This window comes from Mesorhizobium sp. J18 (assembly GCF_007829525.1).
Taxonomy (GTDB): Bacteria; Pseudomonadota; Alphaproteobacteria; order Rhizobiales; family Rhizobiaceae; genus VLJP01.
In genome coordinates this window covers 1-20,853 of sequence record NZ_VLJP01000004.1, presented here as the reverse complement: position 1 = coordinate 20,853, position 20,853 = coordinate 1, and the positions used below count along the sequence as shown (strand labels likewise).

The window sequence follows — 20,853 nt, the reverse complement described above, 5'->3', positions numbered from 1 at the left end:
AAGGAAGGCGTACCCGCCGGTACGGCTCAAATCGTTATTCCGACGGATTTGGTGGCCGGTCTTCCGGCTTTCCGGCGCTCGCCCTTGCGGATTCGACGAACCGTACCGAACGGTACGGTTCAGCCGCCCGATTTCGAGACCAGCAACGGGACGATCCGTTCGGACTTCGCTATTTCCGGTTGCTGTGTTTCGGTGAATGGGATACCCAGCGCCTGCCAGGTCTCCAGAAGAGCATCCTTCAGAGTCTCGATCAAAGCGTCGGAATGGAACGGGGTCGGGGTTATGCGCAGCCGCTCCGTACCGCGTGGTACGGTGGGATAATTGATCGGCTGGATGTAGATGCCATGCTTGCCGAGAAGCCGGTCGCTGGCCATCTTGCAGAGCTCCGGATCGCCGACAAGCACCGGCACGATATGCGTCTCGGACGGCATGACCGGCAGGCCCGCAGCCGAAAGCACGTCCTTCGTGCGCTGCGCCTGGCGCTGATGTTCGGTCCGTTCCGCGGATGAAGCTTTCAGATGGCGGATCGAGGCAGTCGCGGCGCTGGCGATCGCCGGCGGCAAGGCCGTGGTGAAAATGAAGCCCGGGGCGTAGGAGCGCACCGCATCGATCAGCGCCGCCGAGCCGGTGATATAGCCGCCGATTACGCCATATGCCTTGGCGAGGGTACCTTCGATGACGTCTATCCTGTGGGCAAGCCCGTCACGCTCCGTAATGCCGCCACCACGGGCCCCATACATGCCAACGGCATGGACCTCGTCGATATAGGTCATGGCATTGTACTTGTCGGCAAGGTCGGCGATCGCCTCGATGGGCGCGATGTCGCCGTCCATGGAATAGACGCTTTCGAATACAATGAGCTTGGCGCGCTCGCGCCCAGCCGCCTGCAGCAGGCTTTCCAGATGCGCCACGTCATTGTGGCGGAAAATCTTCTTCTCCGCGCCGGAGCGGCGCACGCCCTCGATCATGGAGGCGTGGTTGAGTTCGTCCGAAAGTATCAGGCAATTCGGCAAGAGCCGTGCAATGGTCGAGATGGAGGCCTCGTTGGAGACGAAGCCGGAGGTGAACACCAACCCGGCCTCCTTCCCGTGCAGATCGGCCAGTTCCAGTTCCAGCTCGACCAGCGGATGGTTGGTGCCGGAGATATTGCGCGTGCCGCCGGCGCCGGAGCCCATGCTGCCCGCCGCGCTCTGCATGGCGGCGATCACGTTAGGGTGCTGGCCCATGCCGAGATAGTCGTTGGAGCACCAGACGGTGATCTCTTTCGCCTCGCCATTGGCGCGCCAGATCGCGCGCGGGAACTCGCCCGCGATGCGCTCCAGGTCGGCGAAGACCCTGTAGCGACGCTCGGCGTGCAACTGGTCGATCGCGTCCTCGAAAAACCGTTGATAGTCCATCTGACCTTCCTGAATTTACGCCGGATCATAATGTCCGGCTCCCCTTCCGTCCACGGCTGCCCTTCGGTCAAATTGCCACGGCTGCCGCTGTAAAACGACGGATCGGGCGGATTTCATCCGCCATTCATGGCCTTTCCTGGGACGCACCGGTCTTTTGGCCGGGAGGCAACAGATCGGCAGGCTCCGCGCCAGTCCCTCCGTCTCTTGCCAGCATGTCCCCAAGCTCCATGACGGCCGCCACGATCTCCCGGCGGCGCTCGTCGGGCAGGGCGGCAAAGCGCTCCACGAATGTCGCCCCCAACGGTTCCGGTGCCTTGGCGACGAGGGCCTTGCCGGAGCCTGTCAGCCGCGTATGCACGATGCGACGGTCGCTCATGGAGCGGTAGCGCTCGATGAGCCCGCGCTCCTCGAGATTGTCCAGAATGGTGATGACCGTGGCCGCACTGAGATCGGCATGAGCGGATAGTGCCGTCGTCGTCACCTCGCCGAGATTGGCGATCGCCTTCAGAATGACCAGCTGGGCCGATGTCAGGCCGACCGCCTTGACCAGCGCCTTCGATTGAAGGTCATTGGCGCGCACGATGCGGCGGATCGCCTTTTCGACGGTGCGCAATTCTTCCGGTCGGAACCTTCGTTTGCGCCCCGCGTTCGCAACATTCTCGGACATGGGCCATGCTCATTAATTTGACATCTAATTATATGAACTCTAATTATTACGGCAAGCTGCAAACGAATTGAACTAAGAGGAACCGGCACACTTCATGTGCGGAATATGCGGAGAATTGCGTTTCGACGGCGGACAGCCATCGCCCGTCGTCGTTGCGAAGATGATGGATTGTCTCGCGCCGCGAGGGCCGGACGGAGCGGGTGTCGTGGTGCATGGCAACGCCGCCTTTGGTCATCGCCGGCTCAAGATCATCGATCTTTCGGAGAAGGCCCAGCAACCGATGGCCGATCCGGAACTTGGCCTGACCATCGCCTTCAACGGCTGCATCTACAACTATCCTGAATTGCGCGCCGAACTGAAGGACGAAGGTTACCGTTTCTTCTCCACCGGAGACACGGAAGTGATCCTCAAGGCATGGCATGCCTGGGGTGACAGATGCGTCGAGCGCTTCCACGGCATGTTCGCCTTCGTCATTCAGGAGCGCGACACCGGCCGCATCGTGATGGCGCGCGATCGTTTCGGCATCAAGCCGCTTTACCTGTCACAGAAAGGCAAGACGATCCGCTTTGCCTCCTCGCTTCCCGCGCTCCTGAAGGCCGGTGACGTCGACACATCGATAGACCGACACGCGCTGCACAACTACATGACCTTCCATGCCGTGGTGCCGCCGCCGCGCACCATCCTTAACGGAGTGAAGAAGCTGCCGCCGGCCACGATTCGCATGATCGAACCCGACGGTGCGGTGAAGGATCGGATTTTCTGGAATCCACCCTTCGACCGAGATCCGCAATATTCCGGCCTTTCCCCGGAAGAATGGCGTGACAGGGTTTTCGAGGCGCTGCGGCTGGCGGTCAAGCGTCGCATGGTGGCCGACGTGCCGGTTGGTGTGCTTTTGTCGGGCGGCGTCGATTCCAGCCTTATCGTCGGGCTCTTGGCGGAAGCCGGGCAGACCGGCCTGATGAGCTTTTCCGTCGGCTTCGAGGAGGCGAACGGCGAGAAGGGCGACGAATTCGTCTATTCCGACCTGATCGCCGAACGCTTCGGCACTGAACATCACAAGATATTCGTACCGTCGGATCAGCTCATGGAAGCATTGCCCGGTACTTTCGCGGCCATGTCGGAGCCGATGGTCTCCTATGACAATGTGGGCTTCTATCTCCTGTCCAAGGAGGTCTCGAAGCACATCAAGGTCGTGCAGTCGGGGCAGGGCGCCGACGAAGTCTTCGGCGGTTATCACTGGTATCCGCCGCTGATGAACTCCGCTGATGTCGTCAGCGACTATGCGAAGGTGTTCTTCGATCGCAGCCACGAAACCTTGCGTGGCCAGCTAGGCGAGGACTGGATCACCGAAGACGACTTCAGCCGCCAGCTTGTCGCCGGGCATCTCCACCGTCCAGGTGCCGGGTCGCCCGTAGATGCGGCGCTCAGGCTCGACAGCACCGTCATGCTGGTCGACGATCCGGTGAAACGGGTCGACAACATGACCATGGCCTGGGGACTGGAGGCGCGCGTTCCGTTCCTCGACCATGAACTTGTCGAACTCGCCGCCCGCATCCCGCCGGAGGAGAAGCTGAAGGATGGCGGCAAGGGCATATTGAAGGATGTGGCGCGGCTCGTTGTCCCTCACGAGGTCATCGACCGCAAGAAGGGATATTTCCCGGTGCCGCAGCTCAAATATGTCGCCGGTCCTTATCTCGATCTCGTTCGCGATGCGCTTACCGCGCAAGCTGCACGGGAGCGCGGGCTGTTCCGGAAGGATTATCTTGAGAAGCTCTTTGCCGATCCGGCCGAGCACATCACGCCGCTGCGGGGTTCGGAGCTATGGCAGGTAGGCCTCCTGGAACTTTGGCTGCAGACGCACGGAATATGACCAGCCAGACATATCCATCCAGAATTTCCAGATTTGACTGTGTCCAGCAGATGCGGGAGTCTTCGTCGTGAACAAGAGGGCCGAGGCTTTGACACGAGCACCGCGCAGCCGCAGCGACAAGGCGCTTGGTTACCGGCTGAAGCGGTTGCGCGATGAATCCATGAAGCCCGCGATCAGCCACGGCGACGACGGAAGCGGGGGATCGCCGACTTCCGTCACAGTGGATCTCGGCTGGGGCAGGCTTCTTTTCGCCCAGACTTTCGAAACCAATGCGGACCTGGCTGAAGCCTTGCGCGAGGAAGGCCCCGCCCGTAGGGACATCGCCTTCTATATACGCGATCCGCATGTGCTGCTCTCGCTGGCGCCGCACGAACTCTTCCTCGACCCGTCGCACACATACCGGCTGAACCTTGCCACCTATCGGCCGAGCCGGAGGCAGCCGCGCGGTTTCTTTATCCGAAGACTGTCCTCGGAGGCCGACGCGGAGGCGGTCAACGCCATCTATGCGACGCGCGGGATGGTCACGGTTCGCCCCGACTTCTTCTGGACCAACCGCGACAGCCGGGCAATCACCTATTTCGTCGCGGAGGACGAGACGACTGGCGACATACTCGGCACCGTCACCGGCGTCGACCACAGGCGTGTTTTCGACGATGCGGAGAACGGCAGTTCGCTCTGGTGCCTCGCGGTCGATCCGCAGACGCGGCATCCCGGCGTGGGCGAACTGCTGGTTCGCCGCCTGGCGGAGCATTTCAAGGCGCGGGGCGCAAGCTTCATGGACCTTTCGGTCATGCATGACAATGAACATGCGATCGCCCTCTACGAGAAACTCGGCTTCCATCGGATTCCCGCCTTTGCCGTGAAGCGCAAGAATCCCATCAACGAAAAGCTCTTCACGCAGCCGCTGGAGGATTACGACCGGCTGAACCCCTATGCCCGCATCATTGTAGACGAGGCGCATCGGCGCGGGGTTGGCGTGGACATCACCGATGCCGAAGGCGGGTTCTTCCGCCTTTCCTTCGGCGGGCGCTCGATCCACTGCCGCGAGAGTCTGTCGGAGCTGACCTCGGCGGTCGCCATGTCGATCTGCGACGACAAAGCGGTAACCCGCCGGGTCGTTGCCTCTGCAGGGCTCAAGGTGCCCGAGCAGATGGAGGCGACCGATAATGGTGCCGCGCTGGAAAAATTTCTGAAGAAACATGGCCGCATCGTCGTCAAGCCGGCCCGTGGCGAGCAGGGCCGAGGCGTGGCTGTCGGCCTGGAGACGGTCGATGAGGCCGAACGGGCCATCCAGGCAGCCCGGGAGGTTTCGGATCGCGTTCTGGTTGAAGCCTGCTTCGAGGGCCAGGACTTGCGGTTGGTCGTCATCGATTTCCGCCTTGTCGCGGCAGCCGTGCGGCGGCCACCATCCGTAGTCGGCGATGGACAGCGCACCATAGAGGCGTTGATCGAGCATCAATCGCGACGGCGCGCAGCCGCTACTGGCGGAGAGAGCAGGATTCCGATTGACGATGAGACGCGGCGCTGCCTGGCCGCTTCCGGCCATGAGCTCGACACCGTGCCGAGCGAAGGCGAGGAGATCGTCGTGCGCAAAACGGCGAATCTGCATACCGGCGGTTCGATCCATGACGTGACGGAGATCGTGCACCCGGAGCTGGTAAGGGCAGCATGCACGGCCGCACGTGCCATCGACATACCCGTCGTAGGTGTGGACTTCATGGTGCAGTCACCGAGCCGGCCGGACTATGTCTTTATTGAAGCCAATGAGCGGCCCGGACTCGCAAATCATGAGCCGCAGCCGACGGCCGAACGCTTCGTGGACCTTTTGTTCCCGCGTTCCGGGGCAAAGACGGCAAACCAAGCGCTGGGCATGAGGTGAGAGCTGGTGCCGAGGCTCAAGATCGATATTTCCTATCTGACGGAGCAGTTGAAGGCGCTGCTTTCGATCGACAGTCCCACGGGCTACACGGACACGATCGTTCGCCATGTGACGGAAGAGTTGCAGCGCCTCGGCATGGAGCCGGAACTGACCCGGCGCGGCGCGATCCGCGCCATCAGGCAGGGCGAGCGGCGCCGCGCTGCCCGGGCCATCATCACGCATCTCGATACGCTCGGGGCGCAGGTCAAATATGTCAAGGACAACGGCCGCCTTGAACTAGTGCCGATCGGCCATTGGTCTGCCCGTTTCGCGGAGGGCGCGAGAGTTACGCTTTACACGGAAAGGGGCAGCTATCGCGGCACCATCCTGCCCCTGAAAGCTTCCGGCCACACTTTCAACGAGGAGGTGGATACGCAGCCGGTCGGCTGGCCCTATGTCGAGTTGCGTATCGATGCGGCTGCATGGAGTCGCAAGGATGTGCTGGCGCTCGGCGTCGACGTGGGGGATTTCGTCGCCATCGACCCGCAGCCGGAATTCCTCGACAACGGCTTCATCGTCTCGCGCCATCTGGACGACAAGGCTGGTGTGGCGATCGCCCTTGCGGCCTTCGAGGCGGTGAAGCGTGAAGGCATGACGCCTCCGGTCGACACGCACTGGCTGTTCACCATTGCCGAGGAGGTGGGCGTCGGCGCCGCCTCCATCATTACGCCGGAGATCGCATCCATGGTGACGATCGACAACGGCACGACCGCGCCTGGCCAGAACTCGTCGGAATTCGGTGTCACGATCGCCATGGCGGATCAGGCCGGACCGTTCGACTACCATCTGACCAAGAAGCTGGTGGATCTCTGCCGCGAGGAGGACATCCGTTTCCAGAAGGATCTCTTCCGCTACTACCGTTCGGATTCGGCTTCGGCGATCGAGGCGGGCCATGACGTGCGCACGGCGCTGATCGCCTTTGGAGTCGATGGCTCGCATGGCTATGAGCGCATTCATGTCCATGCGCTGCGCTCGGTGGCGGAACTCGTCACCGCCTATGTGATGAGTCCTGTGGAGATCGAACGCGACGTTCGCGAGGTGTCGGACATCGAGGGCTTCACCGAGCAGCCGACGGAAGCGGCAAAGCAGCCGGAGAAGCCCCGCAGGCTGCCGGAGTGACCATTGCATCGCGCGGGCGGCTGCCTGCCGTTACCGTTCGGGTGACGCGCTCTTGCGGACCCATGTCCTGCCCTTGGCCATAGATGCGATGTCTCGTGACAGTCATGTTGCGTCACTGTGGTGCAACCATAGTCGCATCGAATGATCCCGCTGGGCGGGCCCGGTCGATACCCCTTACGGGCCCGCTCTTTTTTGGCACCGTTCCGAAAGAGGAACGCAATATGATCCCCGCGCGTTGGACGGACATGATCGCAACGCCGCCCAGACCTTTTCCCACTCCCGATCCGGAGCCGCCCATTCCGCGCCCGATCCCCCCGGACCCGGCACCGGACCCTGGCCCGGTTCCGACCCGGATTGTCGGCTGATTTTCGACAAAAAAGAAAAGCCCGCCGCGGGAGGAGGAGCGGCGGGCTTCAATCTGAATTGCGGCGCGGGAGGAGGAGCACCGCATCAGTCTGTCGGCTTTCTGGGAGGAGGTAGATCACCGACGATCCAAATCTAGAATCTGCCCAAGCTTTTGGCAAGTATCATAAATGCATAGAGGATGAGCATTTTTGTCGCATGTGCGCAGGTGCCGCCTGTCTGGGCGATGGGACCTCGTCCGATAAACATCGCATAGATTGCTTCTGTGACCTTCCCATGAAATGGGCCGGAATTGCGGTCCAGATGGATTTCCACCGCAGATACGACGACAAGCTCGGATTCTCGACATGTGAATGATTGCCGGGCTACGAGGTGGTCGATCGAATGGGACAAGATCCTCCTGGCGGTCGATCACATCTATGTTATCGATGTGGAAACAAATAGGTCTGACGAGCCGGATAAAGAGGCAGGAAGAAATGAGCATCAGTCTGGAGGGAAAGACGGCGCTGGTCACGGCCGCCGCACAGGGCATCGGCAAGGCGACCGCGATCACCTTCGCCAGGGCCGGAGCCAGGGTCTATGCCACCGACATCAATGAAAAGCTGTTGGCGGAGCTGTCTTCGCAGGCAGGCATTGTAATCGGGAAACTCGACGTGCTTGATGATACGGCGGTCCGGCAGGTCGTGAAAGACATCGGATCCGTCGATATCCTCTTCAACTGCGCCGGCTTCGTCCATTCCGGCACCATCCTCGACATGAAGGACGAGGAACTGGATTTCGCCTTCGATCTGAACGTGAAGTCGATGGTGCGGACGATCCGCGCCGTGCTGCCCGGCATGCTGGAACGCGGCGGCGGGTCCATCATCAACATGTCCTCGGTGGCTTCGAGCGTCAAAGGCGTGCCGAACCGTTTTGCCTACGGCGTCACCAAGGCTGCCGTGATCGGCCTCACCAAGGCAATCGCTGCCGATTATGTCGGACAGGGGATACGGTGCAACGCCATCTGCCCGGGCACGGTGGAAAGTCCGTCACTCCAGGATCGGATGCGCGCGCAAGGAGACTACGAAAGGTCCCGCGCGGCCTTCATCGCCCGCCAGCCCATGGGGCGGCTCGGAACGCCGGAGGAGATCGCCGATCTCGCGCTTTACCTGGCCGGCGCCACCTACACCAGCGGCCAAGCTTATGCCATCGACGGTGGCTGGACCATCTGAAAAAAGACGCTTGCAGATCAGACCAAAGCTGGACCCGGTTCGGACCCGCAATCTGCCGTCACGCCGTCATCAGCCATCTGGATACCTTCCGAGACGGTTCGGGCGGCTTTGTCGAGTTGCTCGAATTGGATGCCTGTTGGGATGATGAACGCGGCTTGTCTTCCGTCGTGCAGATGAAAACGGAAGACCAGTCCCATGTCCTTTGCTGCTTCGATCGTGACGCTCTCCGGGACGAGCATCGGCATTTCGACCTGGAAATCGTCTTCCAGCAGGTAGCCCGATTCTTCGGCCCGGATCGAAGCCTGCAGAATTTCGCCAAGCGCGCTCGTCGGTATCCGGACCTTGCAACGGTCCTGTCCGGTCATTCCTGAAATCTCTATTGCGCCGGAAGAGGGGTCATTTTCCACTTCCGTCACCGTGTCGATCTGAACCAGCAAGCCCTGCCCCGAAAGACCTGAATGTGCGAATGTCAGCGCATGATCATGCGTAGATAAATTGTATTTCATTCACTTATACAACCACAAGTTAAAGGGAAGTTCCATATGCAGTTTCTCGGGTCCCTTTGCGGCGCCGATTTGACCAGGAAGCGGCGAATATGGATTCCTCCCGAATGCCTGCACCGCCAAGCAGGGCGGCATTCCGGCCCAAAAATACGCGCAAGGGGTCCGGCCCAAGATGGCGGCATTGGCCGATCCCGATGAGGCGTGGATTGTGCTTCCGTCAGGACAGCCAAGTGGAAGTTCGGGGCAAGGCCGTGACCGATGAATGATACTGCGATCGAAGCAACCCCGCGCCTGAACAATCCGAAGGGAAGAGCAAGCGAGGTCTTTGCAGCCTTTTTGAAGCTGGGTGTGACATCCTTCGGCGGGCCGATTGCCCATCTCGGCTACTTTCGCGACGAACTCGTTGTGCGCCGGGGCTGGATCGACGAAAAAGGCTATGCGGATCTGGTGGCGCTGTGCCAGTTTCTGCCGGGGCCTACCTCAAGCCAGGTGGGCTTTGCGCTTGGGCTTCTTCGTGGCGGCGCGCTGGGGGCGGCAGCCGCCTGGACAGGCTTCACGCTTCCCTCGGCGATCCTGCTGGTCCTGTTTGCCTTCGGGGCGGCAGCATTTGATGGACCGATCGGCTCAGGCATCGTCCATGGCTTGAAAGTGGTCGCCGTGGCTATCGTTGCCCAGGCCGTCTGGGGCATGGCAAGAAGTCTTTGCCCCGATCGGGAGCGCGCCAGCATTGCGCTGGGGGCGGTTCTGGTCGTGACGCTTGTCGGCGGCTCGTTCGGACAGATCGCCGCGATTGTCATCGGCGGTCTTGCCGGGCTGTGGTTGTGCCGGTCCGATGGTGAGGCGATCGCGAGCCACGTCAGCTTTCCTGTTTCACGCGCCGCTGGTGTGGCTGCTCTATTGCTGTTCTTTGTCCTGCTGTTGTGCCTGCCAATCCTCACTGCGGGCGTTTCTGCACAAGGTCTGGCAATTTTCGATTCTTTCTATCGTGCCGGCTCGCTGGTTTTTGGCGGCGGCCATGTGGTGCTTCCCCTGCTGGAGACTGAAGTCGTCCGCTCGGGCTGGGTAAACGCCGACCAGTTCCTGGCCGGCTATGGCGCTGCGCAGGCTGTGCCCGGTCCGCTCTTCACCTTCGCCGCCTATCTCGGCACGGTGCTTGGTCCAGAGCCGAACGGATTGGCCGGGGCGGCGATTGCGCTTGTCGCCGTCTTTCTGCCGGGATTTCTGCTGCTGGTCGGGATTATTCCCTTTTGGGACATGTTTCGAACCCGACCCATGGCGCAGGCGCTCATGCGCGGCGCCAATGCGGCGGTTGTCGGTATCCTGGGGGCAGCTCTCTATCAGCCGGTCTGGACCAGCGCCATTGCCGGTGGCTATGAATTCGCTCTGGCGCTGACCTGCTTTGTACTTCTCACAGCATGGAAAAGCCCGCCATGGATCGTGGTCATTATTGCCGCAATCGGAGGCGTTCTGATCGGGTTCGGCTGAGGATGCGTCTGGGATAGGCGTAACCCGATTGAGGATCGTCATCCGCGCGGGGAGGATCGACGCCTGCCCTCTTGCATGCAAGGGAGATGTCGCCTTTGTTTGTCCACTTGGATTGGCTATAATAACCAGATGCGACTTGTGGATGCTGGCGTCGTCATTTCCATTGCCACAGCCTTGCCTCTCTGGCTGACGGCTTGGCTGTTGCCCGATGGCAATTTGACCATTTCCGGCGAAATCTTCCTGGCTGGCCAGGTCGTTGCTGCAGCCTTGTGTGCCCCCCGTCTCCTGCGTGTGTTGCGAGAGTCGGGCTGGTCGGTATTGACCGGGAAACGACTTCGGTAGGATCGCTGGCGGGCAGATCGTCGCCGAATTGCACGGGTATTGGCTGGCAGCCGGCTTCCTCGGCTCTTTTTTCCATGACGGCAATTTGTTACCCGACGATGCACCGGGCTCATCTGAATGGGCAACCTCTGAACAGGATGCAATTGCGCCGCCTCCTTTGACAGGGGCAGGGGATAGTGCTATCAATAAATAAATAAATCTGGATTTATAGATATATGGATAGAAAATTGGCTTTGTCCGCATTAGCTGCGCTCGGGCAGGAGACTCGCCTTGATATCTTCCGCCTTCTGGTACGTGCCGGTGCGGTTGGCGTTCCCGCAGGAGAGATCGCGTCCCGTCTGGGCGTGATTCAGAACACTGCATCAGCCCATCTGAAGGTGCTCTCGCATGCAGGTCTCGTGCGGGCCGAACGCGATGGCCGCGTCATCCGCTATGTCGCAGACATGACAGGCTTCCGGGATCTCTTGGCCTTCCTGATGGAAGACTGCTGCAACGGCTCTGTGGAACTGTGCCGCCCGGTGATCGAAGCCGTTACCTGCAACCGTTGAGGAGTTCGTCATGAGCGAACCAGCGTTGAATGTGCTGTTCCTCTGCACGGGGAATTCCGCGCGGTCCATCCTGGCGGAGGCGATCCTGAACCGTGCGGGGCAGGGGAAGTTCCGGGCCTTTTCGGCCGGCTCCAATCCGAAAGGAGAGGTCCATCCCTATACTGTCCAGCTTCTTCAAAGCCTGGGCTACGACACGTCCTTCGCCCGCTCCAAAAGCTGGGATGAGTTTGCACGACCTGGTGCTCCCAAAACGGATTTCGTATTTACGGTCTGTGATGATGCCGCCAACGAAACCTGTCCAGTATGGCCCGGACAGCCGATTTCGGCCCATTGGGGTGTCCCTGACCCTGCCAGGGCCGAGGGAACGGATGCCGAAAAGCACCTGGCATTTGCCGAAGCCTACCGAATGCTCAACAACCGCATATCGATCTTCACTGCGCTGCCCCTGAAAACGCTGGATGGGCTGGCGCTCAAGAAGCGTCTGGACGAGATCGGCCGCGACCTGCCGCAAGCTGGGTGAACAACCGGAGAATCCCATGACTGAAGGCGCAGCCGCGGCCCGCGAGACAAATCCGGCCAGGATGGGCCCTTTCGAGAAATACCTGACCCTCTGGGTTGTGCTCTGCATAGTCGCGGGCATCGCCCTCGGTCATCTCATGCCAGTACTTTTCCATGCGATCGGCAGTGCCGAGATCGCCAAGGTCAACATCCCGGTTGCCATGCTCATCTGGCTGATGGTCATCCCGATGCTCCTGAAAATCGATTTTGGGGCGTTGGGCGAGGTCGGCAGGCACTGGCGCGGAATCTGGGTGACGCTGTTCGTCAACTGGGCCGTGAAGCCTTTTTCGATGGCGGTGCTCGGCTGGGTCTTCGTCGGCTGGCTCTTCAGGCCATATCTTCCTGGGGAGCAGATCGATTCCTATATTGCGGGGCTGATCATCCTGGCGGCGGCCCCCTGCACGGCGATGGTATTCGTATGGTCGAACCTGACCAAGGGCGAACCCCATTTCACCCTGTCCCAGGTCGCCCTCAACGACGCGATCATGGTGGTTGCCTTTGCGCCGATCGTCGGCCTGCTGTTGGGACTGTCGGCCATCACGGTCCCCTGGGGCACACTCGCCCTGTCGGTAGTCCTCTACATCGTCATTCCGGTCATTATCGCGCAAGTCATGCGGCGAAACCTCTTGGCAAAAGGAGGGGAGAAAGCGCTCCAGGCATTCTTGCGGAAAGCGCAGCCGCTGTCCCTTGTCGCGCTGTTGGGAACGCTGGTTCTTCTCTTCGGCTTTCAGGGCCAGCAGATCATCGCACAGCCTCTCATTATCGCCCTGCTGGCGGTACCGATCTTGATCCAGGTCTATTTCAATTCCGGTCTGGCCTATCTGCTCAACCGCGCTTCGGGCGAGCAGCATGGCATTGCGGGACCGTCGGCATTGATCGGCGCATCGAACTTCTTCGAGCTCGCGGTGGCCGCCGCCATCAGCCTGTTCGGCTTCAGTTCGGGGGCCGCGCTCGCTACCGTGGTCGGGGTGCTGGTCGAGGTTCCCGTAATGCTTTCCGTGGTATGGATCGTGAACCGTAGCCGTGATTGGTACGAGCGGGCCCCGGCCGTGACCGCGTCCCAGGCAAGGAGCCCTGCAGAATGACGATGACGATCTACCACGATCCTGCCTGCGGGACTTCCCGCAATGTGCTCGTCATGCTCCGACAGTCGGGCGAGGAGCCCGAAGTGATCGAATACCTGAAAACGCCGCCGTCTTGTCGGTGAGGGACATTCGCTGACAAGAAATCAACCCGACTTCATTCTATCTGGGTTGTCCCAAGGTTCCTGCCAGACATCCGACGTGATCGCACTCACCGCTATCCTGAAACGGTTTCCTCAGAGAGATAAGCCGTCGTCCATGCTTCTGTTTTCTGCCTTGATCTCTCGGCTTTGCTTTCTGCCAACCAGCCAGCTCCGTCGTCTTGTTCAGCCCGGATATATCAGCGGGGTCGCTTCAGTTACGGCCATGCCGCGAAGGAATGGCGGTTGTGCGCGCGCAGCGCGGAGGCCTGACGGTGTTTGTTGGGCGAGCGGCCCGTCTCGCGCTTGAAAAAACGGCTGAAATAGGCCGGGTCCTGAAAGCCGAGCGTCTCGGCAATGTCGGCTACGGGAAGATTGCTCCCTTCCAGCAGGCTGATTGCCTCCTCCACCAGCCGTGCATGGATGATTGCGAGCGGCGAGCGTCCGGCAACGCGTCGGACAGTGACATTGAGCCGCTCTGCCGTCACGCCGACCTCTTCCGCATAGCGGGCGATCGTCCAGTGGTCGCGCAGGTGCAGTTCCACCGCGTGCAGGAAGCGGTGCATGATCGTGCGGGGCAGGGGTTGTGTTTCGCGCATGACTGGCCCGAAAAGCCGCCAGGCTCCAATGAGGAACAGCGCCAGTCTGTGCCGTACGGCATCATCCATTCCCGGCCATTCCTGCCGGCTCTCCTCCAGCATGCCCTCCACGTTATCCGCCAGCTGTCGCGCCTGCTTCGGCTCGAGCTTTGCGATCAGGAGAGGTTGTGAAAGTGCCTCTCGGATCGCCCGCGCATTCGGCCCCATGCCAACGGCTCTGGCGAAGCTGATCTCGGACACAGACATGGAAAGCTCTATCGTGGTTGGTAGTTGGTTTAAAAGCTGAAGTCGTAAGGTGGAAAAGGATCTAGCGCCGCAACCAAGTCCGCAAATTGCGCGACATCATGATCCGAGAATGACATGATCGGAATCTCGTATCCCGTCTCTGTGTCCCATGCCTCCAGTATATAGGCGCACTGCTCGGTTTCCGACCATGCCCATACCACTGTGGCATGCTGACCGTTGTCGCATGTGATCTCGGTAGAATACCGGCACATTTCCGTATCTGACGCCTGGCCCAGATGGAACTTTAGCACAGGACGATGTTGCAATGTAGTCTTTTCGGCGCAAAGCGCAGTCTAGAGATACAGTTTACGTAAAATCGAAAGATTAGATAGGTATTGTGAGGAAGCTTGTAGATAATTCTCGACTGGCTGCCTTCTTCGAAGAAGGTTTCCGGTTGGCAGGGCACATTCAAGATGCCTTGCTTTTGCGGAAGCGGGTCTGAGTGGCAATAAGGTAGGCGTCCGGGCCGTTCTCGATCTTCTGCGAGGCCGCAGTGATCGCCTCTGTGTTGGCCTCGATGCCGCAAAACGCAGCCAGTGCCATGGTGAATTTGCGTGGGTCGCTCAGCACTTTCTCATAGCTGACCGCCATGGTTGGTCGACTGGTGTTGAGCATGAAATCAGCGACAGCCGCCGTTCTATCAGCGGCCAGCTTCACCTGCTCAGCGAGTTGCAGCCCCATAGACAACTCGTTTCGCTTGGCGATTGCGATTGGGTCGCGAAACGTCAGTATATAACGCGGTCGCCTGAAAAGATGCGCCTTTCTTTCGATATACTCATAGGCCCAAGGCCGCTTATAAGCCCAAACGGAGTGGCGGTTGTAGTCGGTGATGACCTCTTTCGGGTTACCATTTTTCCGTTCCAACGCTAATGTCAGGCGTCGATCCTCAAGTGTACCGCGCACGGGGTCATCTCCGATGAAGACGCCAAGGGCCTGAAGGGTCGTGATTACCATACTGGTGCCCGACCGCGGCGGCCCCATCGCAATAATGGTGTTGCCACCGCTGGGCGGTCGGTTGTTGAAATAGGCGATGCCGTCGTTTGCGAGCTGTTCAAGCATTCCTGCATTGATCCTAGATACGGATGCCACTCAACCCAGTGCCGGATTGATCGACTGTGTTGCACACGAAAAAGGTTCGCTGAACAAAATCGAGTCCGTCATAGTCGAAAGTCCAAACGTGGGGCCATCCATATTGATGGAGTGTCTGAAGAAGCGAATCCTTTGTTTGCCACCAGCTTGTTGGATTGTCGTAGGAAGCAAGCAGCCCTGTTTCCTTCCTTGCCTTGTCGTCAAGATGTGGGGCCTCCTTGTAGTCCGCTCCCCATTCGCCATTTTTTTCGTATGTCTCACCAAGCATCCTGCCGTAGCGTGTAGGCATGCCAGGAGGGTTGGCAATATGCGTATCGATGATGATCGGCTTTCCCTTGCACCTTTCCAGAAGCCGATGCTGCATATTCTGATCGAGGTGATAATATACGCCAAGGCAAAGGATGACATCGTAGTCAGCAGGGTTCCAGACCATGGAATTTATATCGCCGTGGATGAAACCGATCTCACCCGGCAGGTCAGGTACCCGTTCCTTCCGGACATCTAGGGCGGTGGCTTTCCATCCCATGGCATGGGCCATGCGTGAAAAGGCGCAATGACCAGCCCCCAAATCTATCAGGGTCCCTTTCTTGCCAAGAACCCCCTGCATGAAGATGAGCGATTGTTCGAATACAGCCTGTCGAAGGAGGTGGTAAACGACACTCGGCTTAGCTGACAGATCGTTGTTCATTTTCAAACCCTATTGTAAATGCCCATGCAGCAGCCGTGGCTGTCTGTCGTATCCGCTTGATCGTCCGTTCGGTTAGCTTCGTCCTGGAATTCTTCTCGATGGCCTGCAGAAAGGTCTGGTAGTCATCGACTGTCGAAAACGAAAGAGGCAGCGCTTCTTTCGATTTCTGGCGGCATCACCCCTTTCCGTCTGACAAAGAATACCAAGGTGTTTGTTGCGGCGATCGGGCGGGCGAACTCCTCGACGACATGGTAGTAGTCGCGTACACGATAGTCATGCATCGCCAAAACAGCATCACTGTCCAGATAAGCAAGCGCCTTCAGGAAACACGCAACGCGAAAACGACCATCGACAAGGCAGAGGTTTATATCGCGACGCTGCTGCTTGATGGTGTCTGAATATGCAGGAAAGAGATGCTTGCTCGAACTCCCCTTTGGCGACCCCCAAGCTCCTATCGGGCCTATATCAACATGTGTCAAGGTGATGTCCTTGGGGGACTCGCCTATCTTCTCGCGGACCTTTTGCACCCATTCGATGCTGCTATCTATTGCGGAAACGCTTTTGGCGACCAGTTCGGCCGCGAGACAGGTGCTGCCGCCCATGCCGAATTCGAAATAATGATCGGACTTGCGCATGAAATTGCTCAAAAGCGCAATCTCATCTTTCGACATCTGAATTTTCATTATCTGATCCTGATCCCATCACGAGGTTACGCGCCGCAAGGGCGATGCGCTAGCCTCGATTACTCTTGACCAACCTTGATAATTGGCTTTGCGGATACCGGGATCATAAGGCCGGGCTCTGCGAAGCGCGTCGGTAGATATCTGTTTCTTGACCTCTGGTCGCAAATTTACCCACTCAATCTGCCAGGCCTGACTGATATGGCGGCCTCAAAACGGGGCTATCGATATCGAAATCGGGAAGACCTCATTGGGGAGATTCGAGACCGCCGTCAGCCTGCATTGAAACCTCGTTTCGTAACGATTCCGGCAACCTATCCGTGCTCACGAGCGCAGGCAACCACTGCCAGCACATCGATGTCGGCACCCAACGGCATGGTTGCGCCGATCGCGCGGGTAAGCGGTGGCTGCCTGGCGACTCGCAATCCGGCTGGTTCCGAGACAACAGGTCTCGATCTCGCATCCCCTGGGATTTTTGACGTGGCAGGGGGGAATCTTCTAAGCCAGACGCTGAACGCGGCGCCCTGATCTATTGTTGTTAGATCATGAACGCCGCACCATGTGTGCTGAGGGGTCAGTATTGTCCGCTGTAGTAGCGCTCGTCACACTGTGCCACGTAGATCTGACCGTCCGGGGCGCGATAGCGGCACATATCTCCATCACGCTGTCCTTGCGGGGTGGTGGCAGTGCCGACGACCGCGCCAAGCAGAGCGCCGCCGGCGGCTCCTATCACTGTGCTCTTGGTGTCGCGGCCAATCGCTTGGCCAGCCAAGGCGCCGCCCGCTGCGCCGATAAGAGCACCGGTACCCGCCCGCTGTTGTTGCGGTGTTGTACCTTGGCAGCCAGCAAGAGCCAATGAAAGCACGGTGGCTGCGAGAGCTGCCAGTGTGAATTTGTTCATTATGAAGTCTCCAATATGTCCCCGCGCGCCGAAGATACAGAGAAATGATGAACGGAAGCTGACCGCATCGCTGCGTGTTTCGGTTTTCCAACGCGAAAGAAGAGCCTTCAGCAAAGGAGAGCACTAAGGCAGCATGACTTTCGTCATCTTTTCGTCTGCGCGATTTATACTACGGTTGGCTGTGAGGCTCTTTTCGCTTGGTGGTGCCTCACGCCGTCGGTTGCTGCAAAGTCCCCGCTGGCAACCGGCGGCGTCTGCCGGATCATTCGTGGCGCAAAGAACGTGGCAGCGCGGATATGAGCCAACGAGCAAAAGTTGGATGCGGCGGGCTGTGAAAGACCAGGTCGTCACCAATCACATCCGGATAGCTGGTAACGCGCTTTTGGTGGCGAGGCAGGTATTTCCTGATGTTCCTTGAGGAACGCCTATCCATGCGAGGCGCTTCCGACACCTCCACCGTTCCCTGCAAGGAGCGGTAGCGGGTCGACGGTGGCAGCCATCCCCATGGTGTCCAGATCAATTCCTTATCGACCGACTTGTGCACCCGTGCCTCCCGTAGCACTCACCAAGCTCTGCAAAGGATAATTGAAGCTTACCCTCTTTCAACCATCGGGCTGAGTTAAATTTCGCATCCTCCGACAAAAGGATTATGACATGGGAAGGAGACCATACCAGCCGAGGATTGCGATCTGTGTATCTGTGACATTTCGGTCAAGAGATATGTGGCGTTCCATGAACCACAAGAACCCCGCCGGCGGCATGCTTGGTGGACCGATACCACCGACGGGGCGGGCCGAACCCGCGAGGTCGGCCGCGGTCTCATGTGGGCATTGGGATGCGGATTTGAATGACAGAATTGGCATGGGTGAATTGCCAATTCTGTCGCAAAACCACCTTAACCCGTGCCTGACGCGCTGGCCGGATGCCGGCAGCATCATCCGTCTCCTCAGGAATGATCCTTGTCGGACATCACACTCGGCCGCTCCCTTGGAAACAACGGTTCATCCGGAACCAAAATCCCGCAACAGCATTCACCTATAAGGCAAACTGTCTGAAAGATTGGCAGAGCGGACCCCAAGTCCAGTTCCCGACAGCAGGCGGGCTCCCCGTCTTTGCCTTTGCACATGGTTACCGGAGGGGGTATGCCTTATCGTCAACACGCCGCAGAAGCCCGCATTGTCCATCCCGATGATCTTGCATTACTTGGGCGGGCTTTCGAAAGATCCTCTGCGCAGGACGAAAGCGATGTGGAACGCGAGGCTCGCGCTTCCCGTATAATCAGCTACTTCCTGGCAGGTGTGCGGGGCGAAGACGAACTCGTCACGCTTGCCAGCCAGCCGCTTGGGCGATGATCGGCATTGATACATTCATATGTGTTGCGCAGGAGCACCAGCAATGAAGGGCCTCGCTGGCTTAAGCCAGCGAGGCCTTCTACTGCTACCTTCCCAAGCAACGGGCGATGGCTGGTTGGGGGGACGGACCATTGGATCACCCAGTCGCTGGGAGGTATAAACCGGCAGATCGGGCAATTGTTCCCGACATTGTTCCCGACAAGGCTTGCGTCTTTCAGGGAACACGCTTCGATTGCCTCCTTGCTCGGGCCGGTCCCGATGTGTATCGAACGACCGCTCCATGGCTGAAATGACTACTGCGTGGGATCGCTCTCCCTTGGGTTGTACCCGTTTTAGTACTCGTCGTGCAGCTTTACCCAGCTCATTGTACCGTTCTCGTTGCGGCCCTTGGGGGCAAGATCGAGCCAGTTGAATGCCCCCATCAGCAGCTCCGTGCCGCGGTGGTAGGTCGAGTAGGTGTGGAAGATGTCAGCCTTCTCATCCTTTGCAAAGACACTGAGCCCGAACATGTCGGACGCATTGCGGATTGGCGTGAGTCCGTAATTATAGAGGGCACGGCCGGCCGCGCGCTCCTCCGGCGTAAATGACACGCCGAAATCATAGTTGAAGTCACGATCATCCGATGAAACCCACGGGACCTCCAGCCCATCCGCTATGGTCAGTCTCCTTCGATTGAATTTCAAGGCTTTGAACAATCCCGGCGCGACGGGAAACAAGGCTCAGCCATGGCGACACATGGAAAAGGCTCATGAGCAGATACATCCAGGCCATTACGTCCACCGGGAGCATGCCGGAACCTGATGAGCAGATCGGTGCTGTATCGACGGTCGCAACCCATGCCATGACGGCGAAGGTCCATCAGGTCGATCCCGAAGCTGGAGCCGTGCTGCGTACAATCGAATCCGACCGCTTCGTGACCGGTGTCACTTGGGTGGACGGCGAACTTTGGCACGGCACCTGGGAGAACGAGGCAAGCGATGTCCGGCGCATCGATCCCGAGACGGGAGAAGTGCGGGAGCGCCTGGATATGCCAACCGGAACAGGCGTCTCCGGACTTGAAGCGGACGGAGATGGCCAATTCCTCTGCGGCGGCGGAAACAGTGGAAAGGTGAGGGTTGTCCGCCGCCCGGAACGGGCATGCTGACCGGTCTAGCCGGCGGCCGCAGCCAGTTTCAGAACAATACTTGATCTTGCAGCGGCCATAGCTTGGCAAAGGCGAAGTGCCGCAGCCACGACGTCTTGGACGAACCCAGAGCTGAAGACCACCACCATCAGAGAGTTTTGGATTTTGCCCGTGGACGAAGGTTCAGTATTTCATGTCGGTAGGTGAAAACCAACAAGTTCAGTCATTTACGAAACTGCAACACAGAAGCTTCGGTGGAAGGGAATGTCGGGAGAAGAGGGGATGGTGCCCAGGGGCGGAATCGAAGATTTGAAAATTACTCTTGTTTTTCAAATCGTTGATGTTGTTCGGCGAGGGCTGCGAATCAAAAGAAATACCAACAAAATATTTCTGTGGATTGGTTCGGTTCCCAAATCAACTTCAATCAGCGTTCGCCGGCAAGCCTTACCCCTGCTCTCGGTTCGCTGAGATCGGTCACCCGAATTTGGTGCAACTATGTTGCTTAATGCCTACTCGATAGATCCGTTATCGCCGATCTCCTGACAGGAGATCCGAGTTTCTCTTACACTTGGACGTATCTGAGATCATGCGGCCTTCAAACTATGCCCGTGCGACTTCCAACTGCCTACACCTCTCTGAATGACAGCGCTGGTGCTTCTGCCACCGTCACTTCGGCATCGGTGAACAAGTTCGGAAACAGCCGCTCTCGGTGATCCACCCCCATTGAACGGGTCCACCTTGAAGTATGGTTTTGACCATGAAGGAGGACCACAATGGCAAACAAGCGACACAAGCCCGACGAGATCGTCACGAAGCTTCGGCAGGKTGAGGTTTTGCGCGGCCAAGGCATGGCGATGGCGGATGCTGTTCGCCAGATCGGCGTTTCCGAGCTGACGTTCTACCGGTGGCGTAAGCAATATGGCGGCATGAGCC

At 59.0% G+C, this 20,853-nt stretch carries 19 protein-coding genes and 2 pseudogenes; 12 read left to right on the top strand and 9 right to left on the bottom strand.

The features are described 5' to 3' along the window. Positions 1–119 precede the first annotated feature (119 nt). Both hemA and L598_RS02560 read right to left on the bottom strand, forming a co-directional pair. Positions 120–1,397 carry a 5-aminolevulinate synthase gene (gene hemA, locus L598_RS02565; RefSeq protein ID WP_144859968.1) on the bottom strand — a complete coding sequence of 426 codons (1,278 nt, stop codon included), beginning with the start codon at positions 1,395–1,397 and terminating at the stop codon, positions 120–122. 124 nt (positions 1,398–1,521) lie between these two features. Beyond that, on the bottom strand, positions 1,522–2,064 hold the full coding sequence (locus L598_RS02560; protein ID WP_144859965.1) for a MarR family winged helix-turn-helix transcriptional regulator: 543 nt from the start codon (positions 2,062–2,064) through the stop codon (positions 1,522–1,524). Positions 2,065–2,158: 94 nt separating this feature from the next. Here L598_RS02560 and L598_RS02555 point away from each other — a divergent pair, with 94 nt between their 5' ends. The 4 genes from L598_RS02555 to L598_RS02535 all read left to right on the top strand — a co-directional run bounded on the left by L598_RS02555 (position 2,159) and on the right by L598_RS02535 (position 8,545). After that, positions 2,159–3,934: an N-acetylglutaminylglutamine amidotransferase gene (locus tag L598_RS02555; protein ID WP_144859962.1), complete on the top strand. Its 1,776-nt coding sequence runs from the start codon at positions 2,159–2,161 to the stop codon at positions 3,932–3,934. 160 nt (positions 3,935–4,094) lie between these two features. After that, on the top strand, positions 4,095–5,813 hold the full coding sequence (gene ngg / locus L598_RS02550) for an N-acetylglutaminylglutamine synthetase (protein ID WP_144860154.1): 1,719 nt from the start codon (positions 4,095–4,097) through the stop codon (positions 5,811–5,813). Positions 5,814–5,819: 6 nt separating this feature from the next. Then, a complete protein-coding gene (locus tag L598_RS02545) occupies positions 5,820–6,971 on the top strand; it encodes an osmoprotectant NAGGN system M42 family peptidase (RefSeq protein WP_144859959.1) in 1,152 nt (383 codons plus the stop codon). Positions 6,972–7,810: 839 nt separating this feature from the next. After that, entirely contained in the window at positions 7,811–8,545 is a 735-nt protein-coding gene (locus L598_RS02535; RefSeq protein WP_144859956.1) for an SDR family oxidoreductase, read from the top strand. A 17-nt stretch (positions 8,546–8,562) separates the two neighbouring features. Here L598_RS02535 and L598_RS02530 read toward each other — a convergent pair whose 3' ends face one another. Next, positions 8,563–9,051, bottom strand: coding sequence for a hypothetical protein (locus tag L598_RS02530; protein WP_144859953.1), 489 nt, complete (start codon positions 9,049–9,051; stop codon positions 8,563–8,565). A gap of 255 nt (positions 9,052–9,306) precedes the next feature. Between L598_RS02530 and chrA the strand changes: the two genes are divergently transcribed. The 5 genes and pseudogenes from chrA to L598_RS02505 form a co-directional block, all read left to right on the top strand. After that, on the top strand, positions 9,307–10,533 hold the full coding sequence (chrA, locus tag L598_RS02525) for a chromate efflux transporter (RefSeq protein ID WP_144859950.1): 1,227 nt from the start codon (positions 9,307–9,309) through the stop codon (positions 10,531–10,533). A gap of 557 nt (positions 10,534–11,090) precedes the next feature. Then, positions 11,091–11,423, top strand: coding sequence for a metalloregulator ArsR/SmtB family transcription factor (locus tag L598_RS02520; RefSeq protein WP_144859947.1), 333 nt, complete (start codon positions 11,091–11,093; stop codon positions 11,421–11,423). A 10-nt stretch (positions 11,424–11,433) separates the two neighbouring features. Beyond that, the gene (locus L598_RS02515; protein ID WP_144859944.1) at positions 11,434–11,943 is read left to right on the top strand and encodes an arsenate reductase ArsC; all 510 of its coding nucleotides are present in this window, start codon (positions 11,434–11,436) and stop codon (positions 11,941–11,943) included. Between the two features lie 61 nt (positions 11,944–12,004). Further along, entirely contained in the window at positions 12,005–13,066 is a 1,062-nt protein-coding gene (arsB, locus tag L598_RS02510) for an ACR3 family arsenite efflux transporter (protein ID WP_144860151.1), read from the top strand. Beyond that, positions 13,063–13,179: pseudogene (locus tag L598_RS02505) on the top strand (arsenate reductase); the annotation flags it as partial. The gene arsB and the pseudogene L598_RS02505, both read left to right, overlap by 4 nt. Positions 13,180–13,421: 242 nt before the next feature. On the opposite strand, the gene L598_RS02500 reads toward L598_RS02505, so the two are convergent. From L598_RS02500 to L598_RS02475, 5 genes are all read right to left on the bottom strand, one after another. After that, positions 13,422–14,048: a helix-turn-helix domain-containing protein gene (locus tag L598_RS02500; RefSeq protein ID WP_144859941.1), complete on the bottom strand. Its 627-nt coding sequence runs from the start codon at positions 14,046–14,048 to the stop codon at positions 13,422–13,424. 447 nt (positions 14,049–14,495) lie between these two features. Further along, the gene (locus tag L598_RS02495; RefSeq protein ID WP_144859938.1) at positions 14,496–15,146 is read right to left on the bottom strand and encodes a sulfotransferase; all 651 of its coding nucleotides are present in this window, start codon (positions 15,144–15,146) and stop codon (positions 14,496–14,498) included. Positions 15,147–15,159: 13 nt separating this feature from the next. After that, positions 15,160–15,864 carry a class I SAM-dependent methyltransferase gene (locus L598_RS02490; protein WP_144859936.1) on the bottom strand — a complete coding sequence of 235 codons (705 nt, stop codon included), beginning with the start codon at positions 15,862–15,864 and terminating at the stop codon, positions 15,160–15,162. A gap of 122 nt (positions 15,865–15,986) precedes the next feature. Then, on the bottom strand, positions 15,987–16,547 hold the full coding sequence (locus L598_RS02485; RefSeq protein ID WP_144859933.1) for a hypothetical protein: 561 nt from the start codon (positions 16,545–16,547) through the stop codon (positions 15,987–15,989). 571 nt (positions 16,548–17,118) lie between these two features. Then, positions 17,119–17,445: a glycine zipper 2TM domain-containing protein gene (locus tag L598_RS02475; RefSeq protein WP_144859930.1), complete on the bottom strand. Its 327-nt coding sequence runs from the start codon at positions 17,443–17,445 to the stop codon at positions 17,119–17,121. Positions 17,446–18,587: 1,142 nt separating this feature from the next. Between L598_RS02475 and L598_RS02470 the strand changes: the two genes are divergently transcribed. Then, entirely contained in the window at positions 18,588–18,797 is a 210-nt protein-coding gene (locus L598_RS02470; RefSeq protein WP_144859927.1) for a hypothetical protein, read from the top strand. Positions 18,798–19,129: 332 nt separating this feature from the next. Here the strand turns inward: L598_RS02470 and L598_RS02465 are convergent, their stop codons facing one another. After that, on the bottom strand, positions 19,130–19,480 hold the full coding sequence (locus L598_RS02465; protein WP_246658597.1) for a DUF899 family protein: 351 nt from the start codon (positions 19,478–19,480) through the stop codon (positions 19,130–19,132). 167 nt (positions 19,481–19,647) lie between these two features. Here L598_RS02465 and L598_RS02460 point away from each other — a divergent pair. Together L598_RS02460 and L598_RS02455 are read left to right on the top strand one after the other, a co-directional pair. Beyond that, positions 19,648–19,941: pseudogene (locus L598_RS02460) on the top strand (glutamine cyclotransferase); the annotation flags it as partial. A gap of 752 nt (positions 19,942–20,693) precedes the next feature. Then, positions 20,694–20,853: transposase (locus tag L598_RS02455; protein ID WP_144859921.1), on the top strand; the 160-nt coding region annotated here is incomplete at its 3' end.

What these genes read in the sequence shown, in the direction of transcription:
- L598_RS02485 (WP_144859933.1), bottom strand. Translation starts at nt 16,547, where the DNA reads ATGAAAATTCAGATGTCGAAAGATGAGATTGCGCTTTTGAGCAATTTC.
- chrA (WP_144859950.1), top strand. Translation starts at nt 9,307, where the DNA reads ATGAATGATACTGCGATCGAAGCAACCCCGCGCCTGAACAATCCGAAG.
- L598_RS02530 (WP_144859953.1), bottom strand. Translation starts at nt 9,051, where the DNA reads ATGAAATACAATTTATCTACGCATGATCATGCGCTGACATTCGCACAT.
- L598_RS02475 (WP_144859930.1), bottom strand. Translation starts at nt 17,445, where the DNA reads ATGAACAAATTCACACTGGCAGCTCTCGCAGCCACCGTGCTTTCATTG.
- L598_RS02520 (WP_144859947.1), top strand. Translation starts at nt 11,091, where the DNA reads ATGGATAGAAAATTGGCTTTGTCCGCATTAGCTGCGCTCGGGCAGGAG.
- L598_RS02490 (WP_144859936.1), bottom strand. Translation starts at nt 15,864, where the DNA reads ATGAACAACGATCTGTCAGCTAAGCCGAGTGTCGTTTACCACCTCCTT.
- L598_RS02555 (WP_144859962.1), top strand. Translation starts at nt 2,159, where the DNA reads ATGTGCGGAATATGCGGAGAATTGCGTTTCGACGGCGGACAGCCATCG.
- L598_RS02500 (WP_144859941.1), bottom strand. Translation starts at nt 14,048, where the DNA reads ATGTCTGTGTCCGAGATCAGCTTCGCCAGAGCCGTTGGCATGGGGCCG.
- L598_RS02495 (WP_144859938.1), bottom strand. Translation starts at nt 15,146, where the DNA reads ATGCTTGAACAGCTCGCAAACGACGGCATCGCCTATTTCAACAACCGA.
- L598_RS02470 (WP_144859927.1), top strand. Translation starts at nt 18,588, where the DNA reads ATGCCTTATCGTCAACACGCCGCAGAAGCCCGCATTGTCCATCCCGAT.
- L598_RS02515 (WP_144859944.1), top strand. Translation starts at nt 11,434, where the DNA reads ATGAGCGAACCAGCGTTGAATGTGCTGTTCCTCTGCACGGGGAATTCC.
- L598_RS02560 (WP_144859965.1), bottom strand. Translation starts at nt 2,064, where the DNA reads ATGTCCGAGAATGTTGCGAACGCGGGGCGCAAACGAAGGTTCCGACCG.
- ngg (WP_144860154.1), top strand. Translation starts at nt 4,095, where the DNA reads ATGAAGCCCGCGATCAGCCACGGCGACGACGGAAGCGGGGGATCGCCG.
- arsB (WP_144860151.1), top strand. Translation starts at nt 12,005, where the DNA reads ATGGGCCCTTTCGAGAAATACCTGACCCTCTGGGTTGTGCTCTGCATA.
- L598_RS02535 (WP_144859956.1), top strand. Translation starts at nt 7,811, where the DNA reads ATGAGCATCAGTCTGGAGGGAAAGACGGCGCTGGTCACGGCCGCCGCA.
- hemA (WP_144859968.1), bottom strand. Translation starts at nt 1,397, where the DNA reads ATGGACTATCAACGGTTTTTCGAGGACGCGATCGACCAGTTGCACGCC.